This window comes from Desulfurispirillum indicum S5, from assembly GCF_000177635.2.
Taxonomy (GTDB): Bacteria; Chrysiogenota; Chrysiogenetes; order Chrysiogenales; family Chrysiogenaceae; genus Desulfurispirillum; species Desulfurispirillum indicum.
Genome location: NC_014836.1, coordinates 1,305,782 through 1,330,987 on the forward strand (window position 1 = coordinate 1,305,782; position 25,206 = coordinate 1,330,987).

Annotated in this window: 23 protein-coding genes; 11 read left to right on the top strand and 12 right to left on the bottom strand. The window is 55.8% G+C overall.

The annotated features are described in order from the left end of the window. The first annotated feature begins 125 nt into the window (after positions 1–125). The 6 genes from SELIN_RS06165 to SELIN_RS06190 are packed head-to-tail and all read left to right on the top strand — an operon-like array spanning position 126 to position 5,941. Positions 126–2,951, top strand: coding sequence for a monovalent cation/H+ antiporter subunit A (locus SELIN_RS06165; RefSeq protein WP_013505803.1), 2,826 nt, complete (start codon positions 126–128; stop codon positions 2,949–2,951). Continuing rightward, positions 2,951–3,283, top strand: a complete 333-nt coding sequence (locus SELIN_RS06170) for a Na+/H+ antiporter subunit C (RefSeq protein WP_013505804.1) — start codon at positions 2,951–2,953, stop codon at positions 3,281–3,283. Before SELIN_RS06165 ends, SELIN_RS06170 begins: the two co-directional genes overlap by 1 nt. Continuing rightward, positions 3,280–4,848 carry a monovalent cation/H+ antiporter subunit D gene (locus tag SELIN_RS06175; RefSeq protein WP_013505805.1) on the top strand — a complete coding sequence of 523 codons (1,569 nt, stop codon included), beginning with the start codon at positions 3,280–3,282 and terminating at the stop codon, positions 4,846–4,848. The genes SELIN_RS06170 and SELIN_RS06175 overlap by 4 nt, the downstream gene beginning before the upstream one ends. Continuing rightward, a complete protein-coding gene (locus tag SELIN_RS06180; RefSeq protein WP_013505806.1) occupies positions 4,848–5,348 on the top strand; it encodes a Na+/H+ antiporter subunit E in 501 nt (166 codons plus the stop codon). Before SELIN_RS06175 ends, SELIN_RS06180 begins: the two co-directional genes overlap by 1 nt. After that, positions 5,342–5,611: a K+/H+ antiporter subunit F gene (locus tag SELIN_RS06185; protein ID WP_013505807.1), complete on the top strand. Its 270-nt coding sequence runs from the start codon at positions 5,342–5,344 to the stop codon at positions 5,609–5,611. The genes SELIN_RS06180 and SELIN_RS06185 overlap by 7 nt, the downstream gene beginning before the upstream one ends. A gap of 9 nt (positions 5,612–5,620) precedes the next feature. Continuing rightward, positions 5,621–5,941 (top strand): Na+/H+ antiporter subunit G, encoded by a 321-nt coding sequence (locus tag SELIN_RS06190; protein ID WP_013505808.1) that lies wholly within the window; start codon positions 5,621–5,623, stop codon positions 5,939–5,941. A gap of 72 nt (positions 5,942–6,013) precedes the next feature. On the opposite strand, the gene SELIN_RS06195 is transcribed toward SELIN_RS06190, so the two are convergent. From SELIN_RS06195 to SELIN_RS06235, 9 genes are all read right to left on the bottom strand, one after another. Then, a complete protein-coding gene (locus tag SELIN_RS06195) occupies positions 6,014–7,480 on the bottom strand; it encodes a DEAD/DEAH box helicase (protein ID WP_013505809.1) in 1,467 nt (488 codons plus the stop codon). Positions 7,481–7,701: 221 nt separating this feature from the next. Continuing rightward, a complete protein-coding gene (locus SELIN_RS06200; RefSeq protein ID WP_013505810.1) occupies positions 7,702–8,226 on the bottom strand; it encodes an adenine phosphoribosyltransferase in 525 nt (174 codons plus the stop codon). Between the two features lie 238 nt (positions 8,227–8,464). Further along, a complete protein-coding gene (locus tag SELIN_RS06205) occupies positions 8,465–12,007 on the bottom strand; it encodes a CHASE domain-containing protein (protein ID WP_041725959.1) in 3,543 nt (1,180 codons plus the stop codon). Positions 12,008–12,129: 122 nt separating this feature from the next. After that, the gene (locus tag SELIN_RS06210; RefSeq protein ID WP_049871100.1) at positions 12,130–12,864 is read right to left on the bottom strand and encodes a radical SAM protein; all 735 of its coding nucleotides are present in this window, start codon (positions 12,862–12,864) and stop codon (positions 12,130–12,132) included. Positions 12,865–12,991: 127 nt separating this feature from the next. Then, positions 12,992–13,825, bottom strand: a complete 834-nt coding sequence (sppA, locus tag SELIN_RS06215; protein ID WP_013505813.1) for a signal peptide peptidase SppA — start codon at positions 13,823–13,825, stop codon at positions 12,992–12,994. Between the two features lie 38 nt (positions 13,826–13,863). Then, positions 13,864–15,288 carry an aldehyde dehydrogenase family protein gene (locus tag SELIN_RS06220; protein WP_013505814.1) on the bottom strand — a complete coding sequence of 475 codons (1,425 nt, stop codon included), beginning with the start codon at positions 15,286–15,288 and terminating at the stop codon, positions 13,864–13,866. A gap of 31 nt (positions 15,289–15,319) precedes the next feature. Further along, positions 15,320–15,817, bottom strand: a complete 498-nt coding sequence (locus tag SELIN_RS06225) for a MogA/MoaB family molybdenum cofactor biosynthesis protein (RefSeq protein WP_013505815.1) — start codon at positions 15,815–15,817, stop codon at positions 15,320–15,322. Beyond that, a complete protein-coding gene (queC, locus tag SELIN_RS06230) occupies positions 15,814–16,464 on the bottom strand; it encodes a 7-cyano-7-deazaguanine synthase QueC (protein WP_013505816.1) in 651 nt (216 codons plus the stop codon). The genes SELIN_RS06225 and queC overlap by 4 nt, the downstream gene beginning before the upstream one ends. A 1-nt stretch (position 16,465) precedes the next feature. Beyond that, positions 16,466–17,086, bottom strand: coding sequence for a site-2 protease family protein (locus SELIN_RS06235; RefSeq protein WP_013505817.1), 621 nt, complete (start codon positions 17,084–17,086; stop codon positions 16,466–16,468). Between the two features lie 146 nt (positions 17,087–17,232). Here SELIN_RS06235 and SELIN_RS13870 point away from each other — a divergent pair, with 146 nt between their 5' ends. The 3 genes from SELIN_RS13870 to SELIN_RS06250 all read left to right on the top strand — a co-directional run bounded on the left by SELIN_RS13870 (position 17,233) and on the right by SELIN_RS06250 (position 20,619). After that, complete coding sequence (locus SELIN_RS13870; protein WP_013505818.1) at positions 17,233–17,814, top strand: TMEM165/GDT1 family protein; 582 nt, start codon at positions 17,233–17,235, stop codon at positions 17,812–17,814. Between the two features lie 90 nt (positions 17,815–17,904). Further along, the gene (locus SELIN_RS06245; RefSeq protein ID WP_013505819.1) at positions 17,905–19,194 is read left to right on the top strand and encodes a hypothetical protein; all 1,290 of its coding nucleotides are present in this window, start codon (positions 17,905–17,907) and stop codon (positions 19,192–19,194) included. A 258-nt stretch (positions 19,195–19,452) separates the two neighbouring features. Next, positions 19,453–20,619 (top strand): iron-containing alcohol dehydrogenase, encoded by a 1,167-nt coding sequence (locus SELIN_RS06250; protein ID WP_013505820.1) that lies wholly within the window; start codon positions 19,453–19,455, stop codon positions 20,617–20,619. Between the two features lie 334 nt (positions 20,620–20,953). Here SELIN_RS06250 and SELIN_RS06255 read toward each other — a convergent pair whose 3' ends face one another. Then, positions 20,954–21,406 (bottom strand): acyl-CoA thioesterase, encoded by a 453-nt coding sequence (locus SELIN_RS06255; protein WP_013505821.1) that lies wholly within the window; start codon positions 21,404–21,406, stop codon positions 20,954–20,956. Between the two features lie 33 nt (positions 21,407–21,439). Next, positions 21,440–22,636 (bottom strand): M24 family metallopeptidase, encoded by a 1,197-nt coding sequence (locus SELIN_RS06260; protein WP_013505822.1) that lies wholly within the window; start codon positions 22,634–22,636, stop codon positions 21,440–21,442. Positions 22,637–22,749: 113 nt separating this feature from the next. Here SELIN_RS06260 and SELIN_RS06265 point away from each other — a divergent pair, with 113 nt between their 5' ends. After that, a complete protein-coding gene (locus SELIN_RS06265; protein ID WP_013505823.1) occupies positions 22,750–23,064 on the top strand; it encodes a hypothetical protein in 315 nt (104 codons plus the stop codon). Continuing rightward, complete coding sequence (gene mutM, locus SELIN_RS06270; protein ID WP_013505824.1) at positions 23,048–23,884, top strand: bifunctional DNA-formamidopyrimidine glycosylase/DNA-(apurinic or apyrimidinic site) lyase; 837 nt, start codon at positions 23,048–23,050, stop codon at positions 23,882–23,884. Before SELIN_RS06265 ends, mutM begins: the two co-directional genes overlap by 17 nt. 24 nt (positions 23,885–23,908) lie before the next feature. Here mutM and SELIN_RS13875 read toward each other — a convergent pair whose 3' ends face one another. Further along, the gene (locus tag SELIN_RS13875; RefSeq protein ID WP_013505825.1) at positions 23,909–25,204 is read right to left on the bottom strand and encodes an MFS transporter; all 1,296 of its coding nucleotides are present in this window, start codon (positions 25,202–25,204) and stop codon (positions 23,909–23,911) included. Positions 25,205–25,206: the final 2 nt, after the last annotated feature.

The following is a 25,206-nucleotide window of genomic DNA, read 5'->3' on the forward strand; positions in this document are numbered from 1 at the left end:
ATTGGTTGATTTTCAGCCGATATTGCTTGCATTTTGCCATGTTACTTTATACATAGTAATGCTGTTTTGGAGATTTTTTATAACACATATAACCAAAAATTTTGAGAAATGGAAGTTGCGGAACTATGAGTTTACCACTGATTCCTCTGCTGCCTCTCCTGGGGGCCATCATACCCCCGCTGTTTCAGAGTCGAAATGCCAATGCCATCAGTGCCGGTGTTATCGCGGCTTTGTCACTGTTGCTGCTCCTGCTTCACGCGCCAGCAGTATTTTCCGGTGAAATGCCTCTGGTCAGCTGGAGCTGGGTTCCGGCCATCGGCCTGAACTTTGCCTTCCGTGTCAGCGGTTTCGGCTTTTTCTTTGCCTTTCTCATCCTTTTTATCGGCCTGCTGATCATCCTCTATGCCCGTTATTACATCAGCGCTGAAGATCCCATGGGGCGTTTCTACAGTTACCTGCTCCTTTTCATGGGCTCCATGCTGGGGATCGTCCTCTCCGAAAACCTGATTCTGCTGGTAATGTTCTGGGAACTTACCAGTATCAGCTCCTTTCTGCTGATCGGCTTCTGGAGCTACCGCACCGATGCCCGTGAGGGCGCGCGCATGGCTCTGGTCATTACCGGTGCCGGTGGGCTGGCCATGCTGGCGGGATTCATCCTGCTGGGCAACATGGTGGGCAGTTTTGAACTGACCGATGTCCTGGCTGCAAAAGACATTGTGCATGCCCACCCCCTCTATCCGGTTATGCTGATTCTGGTGCTGCTGGGTGCTTTTACCAAGTCGGCCCAGTTCCCCTTCCAGTTCTGGTTACCCCACGCCATGGCGGCTCCCACCCCTGTCAGCGCCTACCTGCACTCGGCAACCATGGTCAAGGCCGGGGTTTTCCTGCTGGCCCTGCTCTTCCCCGTGCTTTCCGGTAGCTCACTGTGGTTTTATATTGTCACTCCCGTCGGTCTGGCGACCCTTATGTTCGCTGCCTACATGGCCATTTTTAAAGATGACCTCAAGGGCCTGCTGGCCTATTCCACAGTCAGCCACCTGGGCCTGATCACCTTGCTGCTGGGCCTTGGCAGCCCCCTGGCGGCCTTCACGGCGGTGTTCCATATTCTCAACCATGCTACCTTCAAGGCCGGGCTCTTTATGCTGGCCGGTATCATTGACCATGAAACCGGAACCCGTGACATGAAGAAACTGGCAGGCCTCTGGAAGTATATGCCTATTACTGGCACGCTGGTTATGGTTGGCTGCGCCTCCATGGCCGGGGTTCCCTTGTTTAACGGGTTCCTGAGCAAGGAGATGTTCCTGGCGGAAACCCTGGAACCGAACCTCTTTGGCGCAGCTTCCTGGATTGTTCCCCTGGGGGCGACCCTGGCGGCGATCTTCGCCGTGGCCTACTCTATCCGTATGGTGCATGACGTGTTCTTCAATGGCGAAGCACAGGATTTGCCCAAAAAGCCCCATGAGCCACCCCACGGCATGCGTCTGCCTTCGGAAATCCTGATGGTGCTCTGTGTGGCCGTCGGCCTCTTCCCGGCCCTGCTGGCCGGCCCCATCGTCAATGTCGCAGCCGGAAGCATCCTGGGTGCCGACTTGCCCGACTACCATATTGCCATCTGGCATGGCTTCAACATGGCCCTGGCTCTGAGTGTCATCGCCCTGATCGGTGGTGCCGCCCTCTACTTCTTCAAGTCCAAGGCCTTTGATGCCCACACCTGGTTTTACGCCCACTTTGACGGCAAGGGGAATTTTGAGGCCATTATCAGCGCCCTGGTAAAAGGCTCGCGCTGGATTACCGGAACTCTGGAAAACGGCTCATTGCAGCGATATCTGGCGCTGCTGGTCGGTTCAGCCCTGGTACTGGGAATCAGTCCATTTCTCGGCAGCGCTTCACCGTTCCTCGGCACACTCCCCATGACGGCCATTGATCCGGTGACACTGGTAATGGCTCTTGTGCTTGTGGTCGCGACGGTGGCCACGGTCCTGACCCATCACAATCGCATTGTGTCGCTGCTGATGCTCAGCACCGTGGGTCTGCTGGTCTCGCTGGCCTTTGTGCGCTTCTCGGCGCCGGATCTGGCCCTGACCCAGATCTCTGTAGAGGTGGTGACGATTATTCTGCTGTTGATGGCACTGCACATGCTGCCCCGCACGACACCCCAGGAGTCCACTCCCGCCAGGCGCTGGCGTGATATCACCATCGCCGGCCTCTCGGGCGCGGGTATTGCCGCTCTGATGATGGCTTTCTTTACCCGCCCCTACGACACCATTGCGACCTACTTCTTGGAAAACAGTAAACCTTTGGGAGGCGGCACCAATGTGGTGAACGTCATCCTGGTTGACTTCCGGGGCTTTGATACTCTGGGGGAAATTGCGGTTCTTGGCATAGCCGGCCTTGGCATTTACGCCATGCTGCATGGCCTTGAGCTCAAAGCGCCCCGTACCGACGCCTTTGGCCGCTTCTGGTCTTCCGATCGCTTCCCAGTTATTCTGGCATCCATCACCAGACCGCTGCTGCCACTGGCGCTGCTGTTCTCCTTCTACATCTTCCTGCGTGGTCACAATGAGCCAGGTGGCGGCTTTATCGCCGGATTGATTACGGCGACCGTCCTTATCCTGCAGTATATTGCCAGTGGTATTGTCTGGACGCGTCCGCGCCTGAACTTTGACAACCATATCATCATGGCCTGGGGTCTGCTGATTGCCGTGCTGACGGGCCTTGGCAGCTGGGTCGTGGGCTATCCCTTCCTTACCAGCTCCTTCACCTACCTGACCTGGCCGCTGGTGGGTACCTTTGAAGTGGCCAGCGCCATCGCCTTTGACATCGGCGTGTACCTGACGGTTATCGGCTCGGTGCTGCTGATCCTGGTAAAACTCGGGTCCATGAACTCTCCTGATGCCATGACCGTCTCAACGGCTGCCATGGAACAGGAAAAAGGAAAGAGGAGCAACTGATGGAACTGCTTGTATCTCTCTGCCTCGGTCTGCTGGTAGCCTGTGGCGTCTATCTTATGCTCAGGGCAAGAACCTTTCCCGTCGTGGTGGGTCTGACCATGATTGGTTACGCGGTAAATATGTTTCTGTTTTTTTCGGGTCGCATTCACAGCAATCTTCCCGCGGTCATTTCCCCGGACCGGGTCGCCTATGCTGACCCATTGCCCCAGGCGCTCGTGCTGACGGCTATCGTCATCGGTTTCGGCATGACGGCCTTTGTGGTCGTGCTGGCCCTCAGGGCCAAAGGCGAGCTGGGAACCGATCATGTTGACGGGAAGGAGAGCGCCCAATGAGTCACTTCGTCGCACTGCCTCTGCTGTTGCCGCTTATCGTCGGCATCCTCATGGTCATGGGTGTCAATCGCAGCCTGCACTGGCAACGTTCCCTCGGATTGCTCAGCACGGTTTCGCTGGTTGTCATTACAGGCATTCTGCTGCTGCAGAGTGCATCTGGGCCCATTCAGGTTTATGCCATGGGGGACTGGAATCCGCCCTTTGGTATTGTGCTCGTGGTCGATCGTCTCAGCGCGTTCATGATCTTCATTACTGCGGTGCTGTCACTGTTCTGCCTGCTCTACGCCATGGGCGGAACCGACTCCCTGGGCAAGAACTTTCACGCCCTTTTCCAGATGCAGCTGCTGGGAATCAATGGCGCCTTCATGACAGGCGATATCTTTAACCTCTTTGTCTTCTTTGAAATCATGCTGCTGGCCTCCTACGGACTGGTGCTCCACGGCGGTGGCGCGAAACGCACAGCAGCCAGCCTGCACTATGTGGTTATCAACCTGCTGGGTTCCGCGCTCTTCCTGGTCGGGGTGGGTGTGCTCTACAGCATACTCGGCAGCCTGAACATGGCCGACCTGGCCGTGCGCATGAGTCTGGCAGGGGAAGAGAACGCAGCGCTGCTGCAGGCCAGTGGCCTGATTCTCTTCAGCGTCTTTGCTCTCAAGGCCGCCATGCTGCCCCTCTATTTCTGGCTTCCCAATACCTATGGCTTTACCAGTGCGCCAGTGGCCGCGCTCTTCGCCATTATGACCAAGGTTGGCGTCTATGTCATCCTGCGGGTGTACAGCCTGATATTCGGTGAGCACGCCGGCGTGGCGGCCAATCTCGTAGAGCCCTGGCTGTTGCCCGTGGCGCTGATCACCCTGGTATGCGGCGCCATTGGCGTTGTGGCGGCCCGTGACCTGCGCCGTGCCATTGCCTATATGGTGGTGGTCTCCGTGGGAACGCTCCTGGCCGTAATAGGCACCTTCACTGCCGACGCCATTGCTTCGGCGCTGGTCTATCTGCCCCACACCACCTTCGTGACGGCGGGCATGTTCCTGGTTGCCGACATGATTCGTCAGCAGCGCATTCACGAGGCCACCACCCTGCGTCCGGATCTGCCAGTGGCCCAGCATCGTCTGCTGGGGCTGCTCTTTTTCGCAGGCGCCATCGCCATTGCCGGTCTGCCACCCCTGAGTGGCTTCATGGCGAAAGCCATGATGCTGGTTGCGGTACAGCAGAGTTCTTCAGTGGCCTTTATCTGGGCGATTATCCTGCTGGGTGGCCTGATGGGACTGATTGCCATTGGCCGCGCCGGCAGCATTATCTTCTGGAAAGTCCTGCCCCTTGATGATGGTGGAAAGGATGCCTATACGAAAAAGCCCCATCCCGATGCGCGCATATTCTCCCTGGGCTACGCGTTCCCCGCGCTTGCCCTGATTGCCATCAGTCCGTTGCTGGTAATGTTTGCCGGCCCTTTAAGTGAATTTGCCACCGCAGCGTCCCAGCAGATCACGACTCCCACCGAGTATATCCGTGCTGTGCTGGGATCTGATGCCGTTGCCCTTATGAAAATCGCGGGAGGTCAGTGATGAAATCCAGTAAGTGGCTCCCCCACCCCCTGATGACCGTTGTACTGATTGTTCTGTGGTTGCTGCTGAACAATACCTTCTCATTCGGGCACGTGGTGCTCGGAGCGGTGTTTGGTGTGGCTATTCCCCTGTTTACCAACAAATTCTGGCCGGAGCGTCCCTGCATCTCAAGCTACCGCAAGTTTTTCCACTTTTTCTTTGTGGTCTTTCTCTATGACGTGGTGGTGGCGAATATTACCGTGGTGCGGCTGATACTCCAGCCCGATATTGGCAAGCTGCAGCCGGATTTCATCGAGATACCCCTTGAGGCTGCCGATGACCTGGTCATCTCCATACTGGCCAGTGTCATTTCCCTGACGCCGGGGACGGTTTCTTCGGAAGTCAGCGCCGACCGCAAAACCCTGCTGGTGCATAACCTGAATGTTCCTGACAAGCAGGAGGCAATACAGGCCATAAAAACCCGATATGAAGCACCACTGAAGGAGATATTCTCATGCTGAGCATCGCCATACCCATTGCCTTTCTCATGATGTGTATTGCCCAGTTGCTGAACCTCTATCGCCTGCTGAAGGGTCCCAGCCTGCCCGATCGCATTCTGGCCCTGGATACCATGTATATCAACGCCATTGCGCTGTTTATCCTGCTGGGAATTTTCTTTGACACCACCACCTACTTTGAAGCGGCGCTGATCATTGCCGTCATGGGTTTTATCAGCACCGTTGCCGCCAGCAAGTATCTGCTGCGCGGCGACATCGTGGAATAAGGAGTCGCCATGATTATCGTGGAATTCATCGTTTCATTCTTCATTCTGGTGGGGGCATTTTTCGCCTTGGCCGGCTCCATCGGTCTCTATCGACTGCGGGATTTCTTTACCCGCCTGCATGGTCCCACAAAGGCCACGACCCTCGGCGTTGGCGGCATCGCCGTGGCATCTGCCATCTACTTCAGTTTCCAGCAAAGCGGCATCAGCCTGCATGAAGTGTTGATAACGCTCTTTCTCTTTATCACCGCGCCCATCAGCGCGCACTTTCTGGCCAAGGCTGCCCTGCATCAGAATCTCAAGAAGGACGATGCTGAATCTGGCCAGGAGTGAGGTTTCCGCAAAGCAAAAATCCGAAGCACCAGGTGGTGCTTCGGATTTTTTTTTGAGAGCAGGGGACGGCACTTATTTCTTGCGCGGCGCGGAACCCGTGTGTTTGACACGCTTGTTGGCAGGTTTGAATGGTTTTTTTGGTCCGCTGGATTTTCGGCCTTTCACAAAAGGTGCTTTGGGCTTCAGTTTATCCTTCTCGAAGACGACGCGCTGGATTTCCCGGTAGGAGGCCGGATCAAGCTCATCGCGATAAAAGTGTTGAATCAGCGCCGCCACGATATTCTGGGCGGAATGCTTCTGCAGGATGTCCTGGGCAAAGTCGCCGTGCTGCTGGTATTCGCCGCTTTCGATGAGATTCTCAAGCGCTCCGGCGATGCTCTCTTTTTTCAGCTTGATAACCGTATTCACATCGGGCAGTTCCTGGCGTCGGATGGTCGTCTGGGTAATCTTCTGAATAAAGGCCAGTTTACGGAACTCCGCCGGACTGATAAAGGTGATGGCGGTACCTTCCTTGCCGGCACGGCCCGTGCGGCCGACGCGGTGGACGTAGCTTTCGGGGCTCTGGGGCAGTGAGAAGTTGATGACGTGGGTGAGGTTCTGCACATCAATGCCACGAGCCGCCACATCCGTGGCCACCAGAATATTGAGACGCTTGCGGCGGAAGGCATCCAGGATCTTTTCCCGCTGATTCTGGGAGACATCGCCGTGGAGGGCTTCGGTGACATATTTTCGATGCTGCAGCCTGCGTGTGATCTCATCGGCATCCACCTTGGTCCGGCAGAACACCACACCGTAGAAATCGGGGGTGATGTCGATGACCCGGCACAGGGCTTCAAATTTATCGGCTTCACGAACTTCGTAATAGATCTGGTCGGTCAGTGAAGTGGTCTTCTGGGTTTGCTCGGCTACCACATGTTCATAGGTGGACATGTAGCGTTTGGCAAGATTGAGTATAGGACGGGGCATGGTGGCGGAGAAGAGCAGCATGCGCTTTTCGGCGGGGGTGTGCTGCAGGATATTTTCGATATCTTCGATGAAGCCCATGTTGAGCATTTCATCAGCTTCGTCCAGCACCACATACTCCAGGTGGCTCAGGTCAAGGTTGCCCCGGTCGATCAGATCCTGGATACGGCCGGGGGTGCCCACGGCAATGTGAACGCCCCGGCGCAGTTTCTGAATCTGCAGGCCAATGGACTGTCCGCCATAGAGGGTTGCAATATCAAGCTTCATGGAACCGCACAGAGAGGTGATCTCGTCGGCGACCTGCAGGGCCAGTTCCCGGGTGGGGGTCAGGATGAGGGCCTGGATCTGGCGGCGTTCCGGTTTGACCGTTTCGATGATGGGCAGACCAAAGGCGGCAGTTTTTCCGGTGCCGGTCTGTGCCTGGCCCACCACGTCCACATGCTGATGGAGCACCAGGGGGATGCAGGCCTTCTGAATGCTTGTTGGTTTTTCAAATCCCTTTTCGCGCAGGGCCTGGAGTGTTTGTGCTGAGAGTCCAAGGGATTCAAAGGAATCCACTGGTGAAGATGCGGTCATTGATTGTCCTTTACTGTGTGTGTTTCATGGAACGCTATTATCCTTGCGACAAACACACACTTGACACTTGGGGAAACCGCAAAAGGCATGGTGGCGCGTGAATAATAAGGCGTACTGCTACTGCCCGAGGGCGGGAGCCACAGGGGTGGCTCAGTCTCAAAGGCGTGGGGATAGTATAGGAAATATCATCCGTTGGCAACCACTATGAAGGTTCCTGCAGATTATTCCTCAACATCAAAGCTCATGAGAGAGAAACAGGGAATATCGTTGACCAGCTCTCTGCCGCCAAGCCCATTGAGTTCTACCAGGAAAACCGCTTCCACAGGGGTTGCGCCAAGCTGGCGAATCAGCTGGCCCGTAGCTCTGACGGTGCCGCCGGTAGCCAGCAGGTCGTCGGCGATGAGTACTTTCTGGCCTGGTTGCAGGGCATCTTCATGAATGTGCAGCTCATCTTCGCCGTACTCCAGGGCGTACCTGGTAGAAATGGTCTTCGCTGGCAGTTTTCCCGCTTTGCGAACGACGACCAGAGAGCAACCGAGCTTATAGGCCAGGGCACTGCCGATAATGAAGCCCCGTGATTCCACCGCTACTATGGCATCAAGCTTGCTGCCCACATGGCGGTCAGCGATGACGTCCACGGCGGTCTGGAAAGCACGGGGGTCCTGGAGCAGTGGGGTGATGTCCTTGAAAACAATTCCTGGTTTCGGAAAGTCGACAACATCGCGGATTTTACTGGCAAAGTCCAAAGGTTCCTCCATTGTATACATGAAAATGATTCGTATGCACTATCTCACAGCTTGCTGAAATACTCAAAACGCAAGTTTCGCACCTCCGAAACAGCAGATTATCGACGCTCACTCTGACACCAGGCTGGAGTGCAAAAGCGGCTCAGGAAAAAAGGTTTTTCGATACTTCCATTGAGTCTGTGTTTTCAGCACTTCCGCGAAAGATTACGGCTTTTCTTGTGTCTGGCAGTTCCCGCTGTTACAGCATGTCTTTAACCCTCAGGATAAAGCGCGCTCCGAACTCCGTGTTCTCTGCCATAACTGAGCCTTGATAGCGGTCGACGATAATGCGTTGCACCAGATAGAGGCCGAGCCCTTTATCGCGACTCATGAAAGCGGTGGTGACATACGGATCAAACACCCTGGGCAGTATCTCCGCGCGGATTCCACCTGCGTTATCTTCAATTGTAATGATGGTTTCGGCACCCTGGCTTTCGGCGGCGATCATGATCTGGGCTCCTTCCAGATGACGCTCATCAACGATGTTTGCGACATTTTCCAGCAGCTTCAGGAAAATCTCCACCCAGTCGGAACGACATGCGCGCAGGGTCAGGCCAGGATCAATGGTACAGCAGACCTCGATACCTCGCCCACGCAGGTGGCCGAGCAGCAGCTCTTTTGCTTCTTCGCACAGATCCCTCAAGGCGTAGGATGCAGGTATATCCTTGGCATCGTGAAGGCCGGTGAAGCGGTCAATGATAGTGGAGAGGTCTTCAAGCTGTCCCATGATGCCATTGACCCATTTTTTTACAAAGAGTCGTTGCTGGTGATCCAGTTCAAGTTCATCTTCAATCTGCTGAGCCAGCAGTCCGATGACATTCAGAGGCTGGCGCCACTGGTGAGCCAGGTTGACCAGCAATTGCAGCAGGGCTTCCTTGCGACGCTGCTCATAGATGATAAGATCTTGCTGGCGCACCTGTTCGATACCCTGTCTGATTTGCTCGTGCAGCTCTTCTTCGTGGCGTTTGCGCTCGGTGATATCGGTGAAGAGGGTCGCGAACTGCCCTTTGCCGGTATTGAATGCCCGCACATGGAAGTGCCGGCCAAGCTCGACGGAGTACTGGTCAAACACCTTCTCTTCCCCTGACAGGGCCACCCCGGCATAACACTGAATCCATATATCCTCTATTTCGGGCATTATTTCGCGGATGGTTCTGCCGACGACATCCATGCCTTTGAGCCCGGTCAGCTGTTCAAAAGCAGGGTTTACCGTCAGAAAGCGGTAATCTATAGCGGTTCCCTGTTCGTTGCACAGCATTTCATGCAGGGCAAACCCGTCGAGCATGCGCTGAAAGAGCATGCGGTAGTGCTGCTCAGCTCGCCGGTGTTCGGTGATGTCCCGGCTGATGGTCAGCACGGAGCTGACAGTGCCATCGGCGTTAAACTCCGGCACCAGCCGCCAGTTATACTGGCGGTATCCCAATGCTCCGTCATAGGAATACTCCAGTTCATTTGCCTGGCCACTGGCGAAGACCTGCATGACGGCTTCATGCCATGCGCGCGGCAAGCCAAGGTCCATATGGGTTTTTCCCAGGAGGCTAGCTGGTTCGTGGGCGCCTGTCAGGGCGATATTGTCGGAGGCGAATACGTGGCGGCCTTCGTGGTCGAAACGCAAGACAATATCCGGCAGTCCGCTTACCAGGGCCCGATAGGTTTCTTCACTCTCCTGAAGCTTCTGCCTGGCCAGGTACTCCTCAGTGACATCACGGAAGACCAGCACCGCTCCACTGACGGTACCCGCTTTGTCGCGAATGGGGGCGCAGCTGTCAGCGATCTGGTATTCTGTTCCATCGCGGGAAATAAGCACAGTGTGGTTGGCAAGGCCAACAATGACTCCCTCACGGAGTGAGCGTTCTACCGGATTGAAAGCCGTCTGTCGGGTTGTGGCGTGGACAATGTGAAAAATTTCTGTGATGGGATGTCCGATCGCCTGTTCCTCATGCCAGCCTGTCAGTGCCTGAGCCACCAGGTTGAGGCCGGTGACGTTGCCCGACGCGTCGGTGCTGATAACCCCATCGCCAATACTTCGCAGGGTTGCATAAAGGTACTCATTACTGGAGTGCAGAGCCTGGGTGCGTTCCTGAACCAGATGTTCAAGTTCAGTGTGCCTGTTGATAAACGTGGCGACCAGCAGAGTCAGGGCAGACGTTATCAGCAGTCCTGAGAGAAGGGTCAGTGTTATCATGTTATTGGGGTGCATGGCATGGAAGCTGGTGCCAGGCTCTGCCGATACCATAAAAGCTTTGCCGAAAACCAGCAGGGGGCGGTTAACGGAAAAGTCTGGTGTGCGGTCGTGGTGCGCAAGCGCCTGATCTGTGGAGGTCAGCAAAAGGGGGGGGTGGCCGGTGCGCAGCTGCCAGATATCCAGATGCATCAATGGAGTCTGCGGGTTCCATGTTCCGCCTGTGGTGCTTGCCAACAGTGATTCCAGTGGGAGAACAGAGGTGATAAAACCCCTGAGAACTTCTGTGTTCTGTTGGAATATTGGCAGGTACAACAGGAGCCCATATTCACGGTATTCGCCTTTCTGAAGAACCAGGGGATCCGAGGCGGATGGTATTCCATCATTCAGGGTTGTTTCCATGGCAATGCGGCGCAAGGGTTCCGACGCGATATCAAATCCAAGAACATGCTCATTGCCAGCCAAAGGAGCCCGGTAGAGCAGTGGATAGTAGAGATCTCGATCCTGCGCGGGAATAATTCTCCCTGAGTCGTTACGCTCCCATATCCGGAAAGAAGGGGTGATTTCGCGTCTCGCGTTTGCTTCAAAGGCTTCACGGTCCCTGCGCGGAACAAGAGGGCTCCAGGAAAGAGCGTCTATAGCGGGTATATGCAGAAGATGACTGGTGTACTCCTGGAAATCCTCCATGGACAGATCGGGTTTCCCTGCCATAAAGCTGGAGAGTCCCGCCAGGCTGATGTCACGCAGGATGTTGAGGGTTATGGAGAGTCCCAGGGACTCGGTGTCGGCCATCTGCTCAAAGGTTCGCTGGATACGCTGCTGTTCGAAGGTATAGCTCATCCATGTACCACAGAGTGTCAGGGTAAGGCCGCACAGGGCGACGATCCAGACCTGCGTGTGGCGCACACGATGCAGATTTTCCCGCTGTTGAAAGTGCTGAATGAATCGTCCGCACAGAAGAATTCCCATGAGCAAAGCACAGGTTACCAGAGGGATGAGAGCAGCGCCGCGGGAGTGATAACGGATTTTTACTGCGTCCGCTTCGGCTTTGAGAACCGCCAGCAGCTGGCCAGTGTTTGCGTGGGTAACTGGGATAAGAACGTGTATCTGTCTGCCGCGCTCCGTCTTCAGCGGCCCAATGAGATATTCAGCACCGGTCTGCATGGCTTCAGCCACACCCGGAGACGTTTGTGCCGGGACAGGATCGCCTTCTGTGAAATCGACACCTGTCTCAAGCAGAGTGACAAGAGTGCCGTTATGATCGTGCTTCAGGAGAGAGATAATTTCAATACTGGGATAGAGAGGAACCAAAGCTGCGAGTTGCTCCTGCAGACGCCGGTAGGCGGGCTGCTGTCTGTCCCTGATGGAGCCGTCAAAGTCTGCGATGTGCTGCTGGTTCAGAGCCTGGGCGATCAGTCGGGCGTCACGCTGAAGCCCCTGAAGTATATGCTGGTGACGGGTTTCAATGGTAAACCAGCTTGACAGCACGCCAAACAGGAGAACAAGCGCAGCGGCTGCCATAAAAGGTTCTTTCAGAATCCAGCGGAAAGTATGTTTCACAGGCTTCCTTTCATAAGGCTCCCGGCTCATTGAATCTCGACTAGAGAGAAAGTGTCCTTGAGGATTCCCACTCTTGTGTTTCTGCAAAATTAAAGTACCTGACGTACTCTGTGATGTTTGAATTATATATTGCCAGTATAGACAAAGTTACATTTTTTTTCCCGGATTTTATCCGCAACACGAAGTACCTGCTCGCGGGTGGTAGCTGGCTCATGGGATTGGTAGCGGGGGAAATAGGCACTGATATGCCAGGGGATCGTGGTAGAGATGGCGCAGACGTCTTCTATGAGCTGATCCATAACAGTATCAGTGATAGAGGGAATCAGCAGGGTTGTCAGCTCTATATGTACTCCCGCCTCAAAGGCGGTGGCAATATTGCGCAGCACCTGTCCATAACCCCCTGGCGCCTTGCAGATGGTTCGGTATATCCCTTCATCACCTTTGAGGTCGATATTCATGGCGCTGATCCAGGGCGTCAGTTCCTGCCAAGGCGCGTCGCTGAGGTAGCCATTAGTGATCAAAGCGGTATGCATTCCCGCTTCACGGACGGCACGGGCGCAGTCGATGGTGAACTCATAGGCTATGGAGGGTTCGGCATAGGTAAAGCTGAGTATGGAGGTGCCGGATTTCTTCAGCTGAGCCAGAATATGGGCAAAGCTGAGCACAGGGATCTGCTCGTACAGGTCGGGGGAGAATTCACAGGAAATGGGGAAGTTCTGGCAGTGTTGGCAGCGCATGTTACAGCCACCACAGCTGATGCTCAGGGTGCCCTGGCCCGGGAAAAAACGGGCCAGGGGCTTTTTTTCAATGGGGTCAATATGCGTGCTGATAACCCTTCCATAGGAGAGTGCTTCCATGCGCCCGCCCCGATTGTGACGTATCCTGCATATGCCGCTGTTGCCTGGGGCGATTATACACCTGTGAGGACAAAGATCGCAGCGCAGCTGTTGATCGTTCATAGGGCTCCAGTACCGGGCTTCCATGTCAATCCAGCAGATACATCATGGAAACGGAGGTGTCAAAGGTTGCCTGAACGGTCGAGAGCAGCTCTCTCAAGCGCTCTCCTCGGCTGCGCTGATAGACGAAATAGTTGTCCGGGTGTACCTGCAGCTCCTGGGCGAATTTGTTGCGAAACTCGTGATAGGATGAAATCTCATCAGCCAGGCCATACTCAACAGCTCGCAGGCCACTGAAGATACGTCCGTCGGCAATGTCAATGAGCAGTTGTTTGTCCATATCCCGCGAGCTGGCAATAGCGTTCACGAACTCATCGTAGCTGTCACCGATCAACTCTTCGAGGATCCTGCGTTCGTCGTCGCCAAGGGGCTGGTTGGTGCTGAGGATGTTCTTGAAGGGGCCGGTTTTGACCGTGATCTCTTCAATGCCGATTTTCTCGTAGAGCTCCCGGGCATTGATGGAGCGGATGATAACCCCTATGCTGCCGGTTATGGTGGTGCTCTGGGTGCCGATGCGATCTGCACCTATGGTGGCGAAGAGCGCGCCACTGGCGGCCAGGCCGTCATGGAATGCCCACACGGGTTTGGGATAGTGGCGAATAAGAGAGTACAGCTCCTGTGAGGGCGTGACCACGCCGCCAGGTGAATTGACCCGCACCAGGACGCCGGTGATCATGGGATTGCGGGCGAAATCGTCCAGGGCGCCGGACACAAAATCTATGTCATAGAGAATGCCCTCAAGGGTAACCAGTCCGATATGGGGCTCTTTCAACTTCTTCTGACGGTCCATGGAGCTGATGACCGCGCTGGTCACAAAGATGATAACCAGCAGGATCAGGAACCACTTGATAAATTTCTTCATGTATCGCCTTCCATCTCATGAAATTCGGAAAACCACGTTCAGTTCAGATTAAACATCACCGTCTTCAGTTCGGTCATTTCCTCCACACTGAAACGGGCTCCCTCGCGGCCGGTTCCGCTGAGCTTCACGCCGCCATAGGGCATGTTGTCAACGCGGAACGTTGGCATGTCATTGACCATGACACCGCCGACATGCATGTGATCAACGGCGTAGAAAGCCGTCTTGATGTCTGTGGTAAAGATGCCCGCCTGCAGGCCGAACTGGGAGTCATTCACCCGTGCCACCGCTTCCTCGATGTTGTCGTAGGCCATCAGGCAGACGACCGGGGCAAATGCCTCCTCCCACACCACGGTCATTCTTTCCGTGGTGTTCTCGAGTACTGTGGGTTCCATCAGTGTGCCGCGACGTTTGCCACCGCAGAGTATAGTCGCCCCTTGTGTGAGTGCTTCCTGCACCCATTTTTCGATGCGCTCCGCTTCCCTTTCCTCAATCATGGGGCCGACAAGGGTCTGCTCCTGCATGGGGTCACCGGTTACCGCCTGTTTCACTGCATCCACAAAAGCCGTGCGGAATTCCTCGTAGCGTGAGCGGTGTACGTAGATGCGCTGAATACTGATGCATACCTGGCCCGAATTGGCGAAGCCTCCGATGACACAGCGGGGGAGCGCTTTCTGGATGTCAGCGTCCTGGTGGATGACCACTGCTGAGTTGGAGCCAAGCTCCAGTGTCACTTTTTTTATGCCTGAAGCAGCCTTGATTCCAAGTCCTACTCCCGGGGAACCAGTAAATGTGATCATATCCAGTTTCTCGGAGGTGACCATGGCGTTGCCGACAGTGGATCCTGAACCAACCAGCAGGTTGATGCCTTCTGCCGGCAGTCCGACTTCAAGCAGGAGCTCTACCAGTTTGATAGATGTCAGTGGTGTAGTGGAAGCGGGTTTGAGGACAACGGGGCAGCCAGCCGCGATGGCGGGGCCGACTTTATGGGCGACGAGGTTGAGTGGAAAGTTAAAGGGCGTTATGGCGCCAATGGCCCCCACGGGGTAGCGACGGAAGTAGCCGAAGCGACCGGAACCGGTCGCGGCTGCATCAAAGGGAATCAGTTCGCCACACAGACGGCGGGCTTCATCGGCGGCGAACTGAAAGGTTTCTACACTGCGATCCACTTCCCCACGGGCAAAGCTGATGCCTTTGCCAGCTTCGAGGGCAATAGTGCGGGCGATCTCCTCTTTATCCCTGGCAATAGCGTGGCTCAGACGATCAAGGATCTCGCCCCGTTGTCTGGCAGTCAGTTGCGCCATGGTGCTGCGAGCCGCACTGGCCGATGACAGGGCGCGTTCGGTTACCTCGGAAGTCGCCTGACAGACTTTTGCGATGACACTGCCATCGTAGGGGTTGCAAACGTCAATGGTTGTGCCGGTATCCATCCACTGGCCGGCTACATAGAGCTTATGTGTCAGCATATACCCTCCTGTTTCTGGGAAATGTGTTCTTTCAGGGTGCAGAAGCACAGTCGCTGGGATCACCGTGAATTTTTTTTATGGCGTGGAACAGGGCTGGTTCTATGGCAGCCAGATTTTCCCTCGCTCCCTTTTCCGATCCGGGCAGGTTCACAATCAGGCTGGCCTTGCAGATGCCCACCACGGCCCGGGAGATCATGGCGTGGGGAGTCTTGAGCATGCTGGCGGCGCGCATGGCTTCGGCCATGCCGGGGATTTCCTTTTCCACCACCATGCGCGTTGCTTCAGGGGTGACGTCACGGGGAGACACGCCGGTTCCGCCGGTGGTCAGGACAAGGGCAATATTTTCTTTGACAGCTTTGCGGAGAGCTTCTTCTATCATGTCGCTGGTGTCCGGCAGAATCACCGGCTCCGGCTCGACGGCGAATCCCAGCTCCCGCAGCCTGCTGACCAGAGCCGGGCCACTGGTGTCAGTGCGCTGCCCTGTATACCCTTTGTCGCTTAATGTGATAACTCGTGCTGAATAGGTCATTGTGCCTCTTCTATGGCCCGCTTCATGCGCAGGCAGCTTTCACAGGTGCCGCAGGGAACCTCTTCACCCTTGTAACAGCTCCAGATAAGCTCCATGGGGAAAGCGTTACGCATGAGGTAGCCGGCAATCTCCTTTTTGTCCATGTCGATGGTGCCACTGACCACAAACAGGGTATCCAGGGTAGAGAAGTGCAAAGCACCGTTGGCGGCCATCAGGAAGTCCCGTGAGTTGTCAGGGAAGGTTTGCGCCTCTTCGACATTGAACCCCGTGATAATGTGCTGACAGCCCATGCTCTCGGCAAAGACCGCGGCAATATTGATGAACAGGCCGTTGCGGTTGGGAACCCAGACGCTGCGGGCGCTCTGCTCCGATTGTCTGGTGTCATTGATGTCAATATTTTCGGGGATGGTGCCGCGATTGAGGCTTGAGTTGCTCAAACGGGCCAGAAAGGGCAGTTCGACGGTTTCATGGGGTATACCCAAGTGATCACAGATGGCCGCAGCAGCGGCAATTTCCTTCTCTTGCGCCAGCTGTCCGTAGGCCATGGTCAACGCGTGCCGGACAACACCTCCATCGTGCAGGTATTTCAGCAGGGCACAGGTTGAGTCCATGCCCCCGGAAAGCAGGGCAACGGCTGATGGTTTCATATTACACCCCCAGGAGTAAGCGGAAAGTTTGAATCAAGGGCCAGATAACTTTCTGGGTTCCACCGAAAAACAGCAGGGCCAGGATTATGAAAAAACCGTAAGGTTCAATACGGGCGACCTGATAGGCCTGTCGGTCTGGCAGCAGTGATACGAGAATGCGGCCGCCGTCCAGTGGGGGGATGGGGATGAGGTTAAAGATCCCCAGGGCCAGGTTGATGATCACCCCCATCTGCACCATGAGAAAGATGGGGTGCACATAGACCATGGCATCGGCGCTGACCTGCATGTCTTTCATGGCGTGGAAGATCACGGCGAAGACGCACGCCAGGGTAAAATTGGCAGCCGGCCCGGCCAGGGCCACCCACATCATGTCCCGTTTCGGGTTGGCGAAGTAGCGGTAGTCAACGGGCACCGGTTTGGCCCAGCCGATAATCTGCGTCACTATGAGGGTCAGTGTGCCCAGTGCGTCCAGGTGTTTGATCGGGTTGAGGGTAAGCCGCCCCTGATTCTTGGCCGTGGGATCACCAAGGCGATAGGCCACGTAGCCGTGGGCCAGCTCGTGGAAGGTAATGGCGATGAGGAGCACGGGAAGCGCTATGATCAGTCGTTGTATCCATTCCATGGGGTAATCTGTCCTTTAATCGGGAAGTGTATGGTGATACTATCACAGCAGGTTGCGGTTGCACAGCGTGATGACGTGGAATTTCAGATGCTGTTTCCTCTGTAACCGCTGCGTGGCGCAGCAGCCTCCGAGCAAGGGAGTACCAGGTGGGTTCCTATCACGAAGCCTTTATAATGGCATTTACCCTGGCGTTTCCAGCGGAAATGTATGACAAATCGCAGATCATGATTCTCTTTCTGCTCACGATCTATGCTCCACCCCATGTCTTTGCCGGAGCCATAATCGGGGTGCTGCTGGCCAACGTCCCCGTGATTATCCTGGCATCCTATGTGGGTGCGCCCCTGTCAGCGATCTACACTTCAGGGCTGTGTTTTGTCTTTTTTGCGCTGCTTGGCCTGTACATGCTCTATTCGCGACCGCCGGGCAATGTTATCCGCAAGAACGTGCGGGAGTTTTCCAATCCCGTATACACTTGCGCGCTGGCATGTTTTGTGACAGAGTTCGGCGACAAAACCCAGGGGGTTATGGCCGGACTGGCGCTCCACTACAGTACTCCGGTGCCACTTATCATGGGTTTTGCCTTTGCTGCCATCCTCTCCACGTATGTGGTGGTAACCTTTAAAGACATGGTGACGGTGAATATCTTCCACCTGTATCGTCTCAGTGGGTATGTCTTTGTGGGTTTTGGTCTGATGATGGGGCTGGGGATGCTGAGCCTGGTTTTCTGAAGAGTGTCAGCTTCCACAGAGCAGCGCTCATGTGCCTTTGTCACACCTTTTATGATTATAAACCGTTTTGCACGAAAGAAAGGCATTTCCATGGACAAGAAAAAAAACAAAAAGATTATTAAACCGGATTTTACCTCATCCTCCACAATTGAAGATTTTGGCAACGGACATGATCCTCTCTTCTGGGCCGGTCAGCTGCTGGAGGAGCTGGCGCGTTATACCGCTGGCAAGCATGCGTTGACCATGGTTGAAGCCATTTACGACTACTACAGCATCGATCGCGATGATGTGGATGAAGACGAACTGGCCAATATCCTGGGCGAAGAGATGTTTCAGGAACTCATGACCGATGCCTTTATGTGCCATCTCTTCTTTGATTTTCTACCGACAGCCCAGGATGAAACCATCGCCGAAAGCTTTCTGCGTTCAAACAAGCGCATTCATCCCCTCAAGCGCGCCTATGTCGAGCAGGCACTGAAAAGTTACCCGTCAGTCTATCAGCTGCGGCAAAGAGAGCAGAGCGTGGCGCATATCCACGACATCTTCCTGGATGAAGAGCGAACCATTGAGGCCTCGCACCTGGACCGGTATCCCCTGAAAGCCATATTCATGGCCCGCTTCATGGAAGTGGACGGCAGGCTGGTTCCCCTCTCTCTTTCTCAGCCGGTCTCTCCCCTGCACATGCCTTCGCTGCGTTCGGGTCTGCTGGCCAGCTATGAGGAGGAGCTGAAAATCTGTCGCGAAGAGGGCATCATGACCCCACAGCCCCTTTCCGACTTCCTCAGTCGTAACGAAGGCGCGATTCTCGACCTCATGGAAGAAGTCGGCCAGAAAGAAGGCACGCCGGAAACCTATTTTGCCGCCGACTACCTCATTAACAACCTGGATGAAGTACGCCGCTATCTGGCAACCCTCGAAGCCACTTCGCCCCACGCGTTCTACCTTCCCATCAGCTATGACGGCCTGGAAGGGTTTGCCATACTTGGTGTTGACGAACAGGAGCGGCAGCTTATTGTGGAGTGCGTCGAGGGGAACGACCTGGAAGAAGCCATGGACATGATAGAAGAGGCTTTGAACGACCATATCGAGTTTGACGGTGACCGCGAGTTTGACGACGAGGAAGACCTGCGTTTTCTCGACGCCGAACACATCGTCAGCGCTCCTGCCGGCTTTCTCGACGACTTCCCCCAAGGTCCCCTGGATTTCCTCGATGGCATGAGCATCGTGGAAGCACACCGTAAAGGGAGCCATGGCGACATGCTGGAAGCGGTCCGTGACGCCGTGATCTTCTCCCACGAAATGCTGCGCCTCTACGGAGAGGAGCACACCAGCGTAGCGGAAATAGAAGAACGTTACCAGGCACTCCTGAGCGGCGAGTAGAAAGGTGATAACTCTTCACGGTATACGGCAAGAAAACGTTATAGAACGTCACACGCAAAGCCTTTAGGGAAAGGCAGGCAAAAGAAAAGGCGATATCTCTCGCCCGTTCGCTGCGCTCACTCAAGACGCGGAGCACGCCAAGGAAATACAAGGAAATTAATTTGACCACCAGTCTTCTCTGCGTTCTCTGCGGCTTGGCGAGAGGAAAGAGCCTTTCTTGCATTCGAAAATCCTGAATGAATACGAAAGGAGAAACTTGTGCAGAACTTTGTCTTCCATAACCCCACCCGCATCGTATTTGGTCGTGACAAGACCGCGTCCATCGGCAAGGCGACGCTGCCCTACGGCAGGCGGGTGCTGCTGCTCACCGGTCAGGGAAGTGTCGTGAAGCATGGCATCCTGGCAAAGGTCACCAGCAGCCTGAGCACAGCGGGAATATCCTGGGTGGAGTGTTCCGGCGTGCAGCCCAATCCCGTCCTGGGTTTTGTGCGCCAGGCCATTGACACCTTCCGGCGTGAAAATCTCGACGCCATCGTCGCCGTAGGCGGTGGCAGCGTTATCGACACCGCCAAGGCCGTGGCGGCGGGAGTCCGTTACGAAGGTGACGTCTGGGACTTTTTCACCGGCAAGGCCAATGTGCTTGACGCCGCGCCCATTACCGTTGTCCTGACCTTGCCCGCCGCAGCGTCGGAGATGAACAGCGGGGGCGTCATCACCAACGAACAGACCAGACAGAAGTTCAACCTGGGTGGCGAACCCCTCTCTCCCAAGGTGTCCATTCTGGACCCCGTCAACAGCTTCAGCGCGCCGGTCAACCACTCCCTCTACGGTGTCGTGGATGCCATGGTGCACCTGCTGGAAGGCTACTTCAACGGCAGCGATCCCTGGACGCCCCTGCAGGACCGTTACGCCGAAGGAATCATCAGAACCCTCATGGAATGCGCCGCCATTATACGTGAGCAGCCCGATCACTATGATGCCCGCGCCAACATCATGTGGGGGGCGACCCTTGCCTTCAACGGACTGGCTCCCTGTGGCATCGGGCCTGCCGGATTCCCCATGCACATGATCGAGCACTCACTCAGTGCCCTGTATGATGTTTCCCATGGTGCCGGACTGGCCATGATCCTGCCCGGTTGGCTCAAATACCACAGCGACAGCTCCCCCAGGAAGGTAAATCAGTTTGGTCGGCGCATTTTCGAGCTTGACCACCAGGACGACCGGCAGGGCGCCCAGGCTGCCATCGCTGAACTTGAACGCTGGCTGCGCTCCATGGATATCCCCGCCAGCCTGCACGAAGGCGGTATACCCATTGACGAAATACCCGCCATCGCCGAAAACGCCGTGATGCTAGCCCAGAAATGGGGGCTGAAGGCGTATACCCAGGCTGTGATAGAGGATGTGCTGCGCCGCGCTTCCCGCTGAGACGGACGCCTTGCGGAGAGCAGACTTCACGTAACTCTTCACGGTGTAATGGCACTCGCGCCAGCATTCCTCCCAGAGAAGCTCCTTTTCGTCCGTGGTTCGAGTCTCTGCCGCTCGCCATCCGGGCTCGCTCTCGGAACACTGGCGCTCCTGCTGAAAAAGCGCTGGGTGACCGTGAATGGTTACAAAAGGACAATGTATGCATAGTCTGAATGCTGAATGAGTCAAGCATGGCAAATTGAAGTCATTTACTCGAGGCAAACGACAATTGTTCAACGCTTCATGTCCAGGTCAAGGATGCTGAAGGATTGCGAAACTGTACCCGCACTCCATGCTACTGCACAATATCACGCAGGTTCCGACTCATTTCCTTGATGGTTCTGACCATCTCCATCTCGCGGGTATAGTCGTTTTCACTTCTGAAGGGGTCCACCGGCAGAGGAGTGTTGTCTTCGGCCAGTTTCACAAAGGTGAAATAGGCGAAGCAGGCGCGGCTCTCTTCGCCTTCCAGGGGGTTCTGGGTAAATCCTTCGGCACGGATCTCGATGCTGGTGCGTCCGGTGCCGATGACCCGCGCTTCAATACGGAAGGTGTCGCCCAGATTGACAGGGGCCAGGAAGGTGAAATTGTTAATGGAAACGAGCAGTATTTTGCTGTGGGCGTAACGGGTTGCCACTATGGCGGCGGTCTTGGCCATCTGTTTCGTGATTTTTCCGCCAAAGAGCGTACCGTGATGGTTGAGATCTTCGGGGAAGATAAAGTCAATACTTTCTGCTTTGCATTCCATGGTTATTCCTTGGGTTTCATAAGTACTGCCTGTTCAGGTGGGCAGTACCTGGATTTCGTCGTCCATCTCGGTCATCTTGCGCGCGTCTCCATTTTCCATGATCAGCCAGGTGTTTTCAATACCAACGACGCCAAGTCCGGGGATGACTTTCTTGGGCTCAACGGCCAGGGTCATGCCAGCTTCCAGTGGCTCATCGAACCCTTTGGCAATGGCAGGATATTCGTCCACGGCCAGGCCGACTCCGTGGCCCAGAAACTTCACGGCACGGTCGCCATATCCCATGAAATGCTCATCCCAGTTCAGCGCCTTCAAGCGTTCCATGATGTCCTGATAGATCTGGCTTGGCACATTGCCGGGCTTGAGCTTTTCAGCCACCCACTGCTGAACTTCAATACAGCGTTTCTGCGCGTCCAGGGCCTCCTGAGGTAACTTCCCTCTACAGAAGATGCGGGTCATGTCCACATGATATCCCTGGTAGCCGAATGCCAGGTCGATGAGCACGGGCTCATCCTTGTTGATGGGACGCTGGCTGCCAAGCTCCGGTACAGCGGGACAGATGCCTTTACAGCCGCCTGGCCCGTCAAACATGTGGGGATAGTACCCGCTGTCGCCAGCGCTCACATAACCGATATGCAGGCGGTTGCCCCAGGTCTGAATATTGGACATGCCGTGGTGGCCCAGCAGGAGCATCTGGTACTCAATGGCAGCTCCCAGCTCGAGCTCGGTCATATTGCCGCGAAAGAGCGAAGGGATGCGGGAGAAGTTTTCCACATGGCGCCGCCCTGCTTCAAAGAGCAGATCAATTTCATAGGCGGTTTTGCGCGAGCGGCATTTGGCCAGCAGTCCCTGTATGTCCTTGAAGGTGCCCTTGACGTATTTTTCCATGCGGCCAAAGGCGTCCATGGGCATGGAGTACTCAACCCCGATGGTCGCAGGGGTCGGCAGGCCAAACTGCTGCAGAATGTCATGGAAGGCGCGGTAGGAGGAGAAGGGGACGATGTTTTGCATGGGAGACTCGATCTGTGCTCGTTCCAGGGAGCGGCGAACCATGAGAATGGCTGGCCCAGCGGCTGGAACATAGAGCGCGCCGGACTGCATGGTGCCGCTCAGGTAGTACATATTGGTGGTTCCCACCACGATGGCTCCATCCAGGTGGTGCTGCTGCAGAGCGTTCTGAAATGCTGTGATGCGCTGTTCTGATTCTTTCACTGGCAACAGTATATGTCCCATGGCAGTATCTCCTGTGGTCTTTTGGTGGTGTTTCCCAGCTGGATTTTCCAAACTTTTTCCCATACTATAACAGAGTTATGATCGGGGAAAAACTCTCAATGTCAGGAAATCATATGGGTACCATACTGAAGTATCAGGATGGCCGCGAAGCGGTCGTGCAACTTGCCTCAAAAGAAAAACTGAGTATCGAGGTCGTGCAGACGGGGCTGCAGATCCAGCAGCTGAAGTTTTATGGACTGGTGGCAGCGTCTGTGGTAGCCCGCTGGAGCCGTGAAGAGCTACCGGATTTCTTCCGACTCTTTGCCGCGGATCAGCCGCCACACTTGTTTTTCCAGGAAGCCGTGAGTGCCATCAAGGAGTTTGAGAGTATTGAAGCACTGAAAAACCATATTGCCAGCACCAGGGGAAACCATGCCGGAACTTCCTGAGGTACAGACCCTGGTGGATGACCTGTGCCATCGTGCCCTTGTGGGACAGACCATCTCCGATGTCCAGGTTACCTGGCCCCGCTCCATTGCCAGCCACACTCCCGCCGATTTCAGGCATCAGCTTACCGGGCAGACCCTTACTGCTATACGACGGCGAGCCAAGTACCTTGTCATGGAACTGAGCAGTGGCTGGGGTCTGCTGGTGCATCTGCGCATGACGGGCAAGTTTGACCTGTGTGATCCCGTGAAACCCCGCGATATACATGAACACGTCATTCTTTGCCTTGGGAGCGGTCAGGAACTGCGTTTTCACGATACGCGCAAATTCGGACGATTTTCACTGGTGCCCGACACCGTGGGGGCACTGTCCCACCTCGGTGTGGAGCCGCTGTCACCGGAATTTACTCCCGAAGTGCTGGGCAGACTGCTGGCAGGGCGAAACACCATGCTGAAGAGCTTTCTGCTGGATCAGACCAAGGTCGCAGGCATTGGCAATATCTACGCCGATGAAGCGCTGTTTGAAGCCCGCCTACACCCGGCAAACCCCTGTCGCCTGGTGGCCGCGGAGCAGGTGGCTTCCCTCCATGGCGCCATCATCATGGTGCTTCAGCGGGGCCTGCGGAATATGGGGACTTCCCTGGGTACCAGCAAGGGCAACTTCTATTCCGTGGCTGGCCGCCCAGGCCGTAATGAAGACGAACTGAAGGTCTTTCGGCGCACGGGCACGCCCTGTTGCGCCTGTGGAACCACCATTGAGCGCATCATCCTGATCCAGCGCTCGACCCATTTCTGCCCGCTCTGTCAGCCGCTGCTCGCCTGATAAGGGAGCCGACTGCTGCTTTCCTCACCCTCGTGCGCTGTCCCGTATTTCCTCATCATGTGACTTCGGAAAACTCCAGGCTGCTGCCAGGCCAATGGCACTGCACACCATGGGCAGCATGAGAACCAGCTGGTATTCCTGCAGCCCTGGAGTGGATGTGTCATTGTGGAAGAACCCAAGGGTCACCCCCATCAGGTACTGCAGGATTGCCGTGAAGAGAAAGGCTCCGGCATTGACAAAAGCAGTGGCGGTGCCCATGCGTGATCGACTGACTGACTCGCGGGTGGCGGTGAAGATGACCGCCAGTGAAGCACCGGAGAGAGCCAGCAGCAGGAACATCAGCATTGGCCACCATCCAGGAGTCCAGGGTGCCAGGGTGAGTCCGGCCCAACCCAGGGTTCCACAGAGGGCACTGACGATAATAAATGGCCGCCTGACCCCGGAACGATCGGAGAGCAGGCCCAGGAAAGGTGCTCCCAGAGAGTAGACCAGCAGAGCCACGGTGGCGTAGTGGCTGGCTTCGAGAACCGAAAGTCCAAAGCTGTCGGTGAACAGGGGAATGGCCCACAGTCCGAGAAAGGCGTAGAGGGGACCACTGGTGGCACTGATGACCAGAAACAGTGTCAACACACGACGATTGCGCAGAATATGGGAGAAGTCACTCCAGCGCACACCGGACCTGGGCGAGGTGACGGTGTGGAGGTTCGCACCAGCCCGGCGCAGTGCCCGGGGTGACTCGTGGCAGATCAGCAGGAGCGCCAGGGCCGTCAGCAGGCAGAAGGCGCTCAGGCCGCCGAGAATCTGACGCCAGTCCAGAAAGCGCAGCGCGTAAGCCGTAGGGCTCTCGGCCAGCACACTGCCCAGGGAGGCCAGCAGGATGGTGATTCCGGTGACCAGGCTGAAGTGGCGCGGTGGAAACCACGCCAGGTTGTATTTCATCAGGCTCACAAAGATCAGGGACATGCCCAGAGCCACCAGGACCGGGCCGCAGAATGCCTGCCAGGGTTGCGTTGCGGTGGCCAGCATCAGACCACCAGTTGCCATGAGTACACAACCCGCGATAGCTGATGCGCGCAGGCCATGGCGATCCACCAGGTGGCCGGCGGGAACCTGGGCGATGGTGTAGGCCCAGAAGTGCATGGACGCCAACGCGCCCAGCATGCCAGTACTCAGCGCCAGATCGCGGCTGATGGGGCTTCCCAGGGTGGCTGGTGCGAAGCGATGGTAGACACCGATCATGAAGACGAGCACCAGCAACGTGTAGGCGCTCCACTTATAGATGGGGAGATGGGGATAGCGGGAGAGGGGTATGCGGATCATAG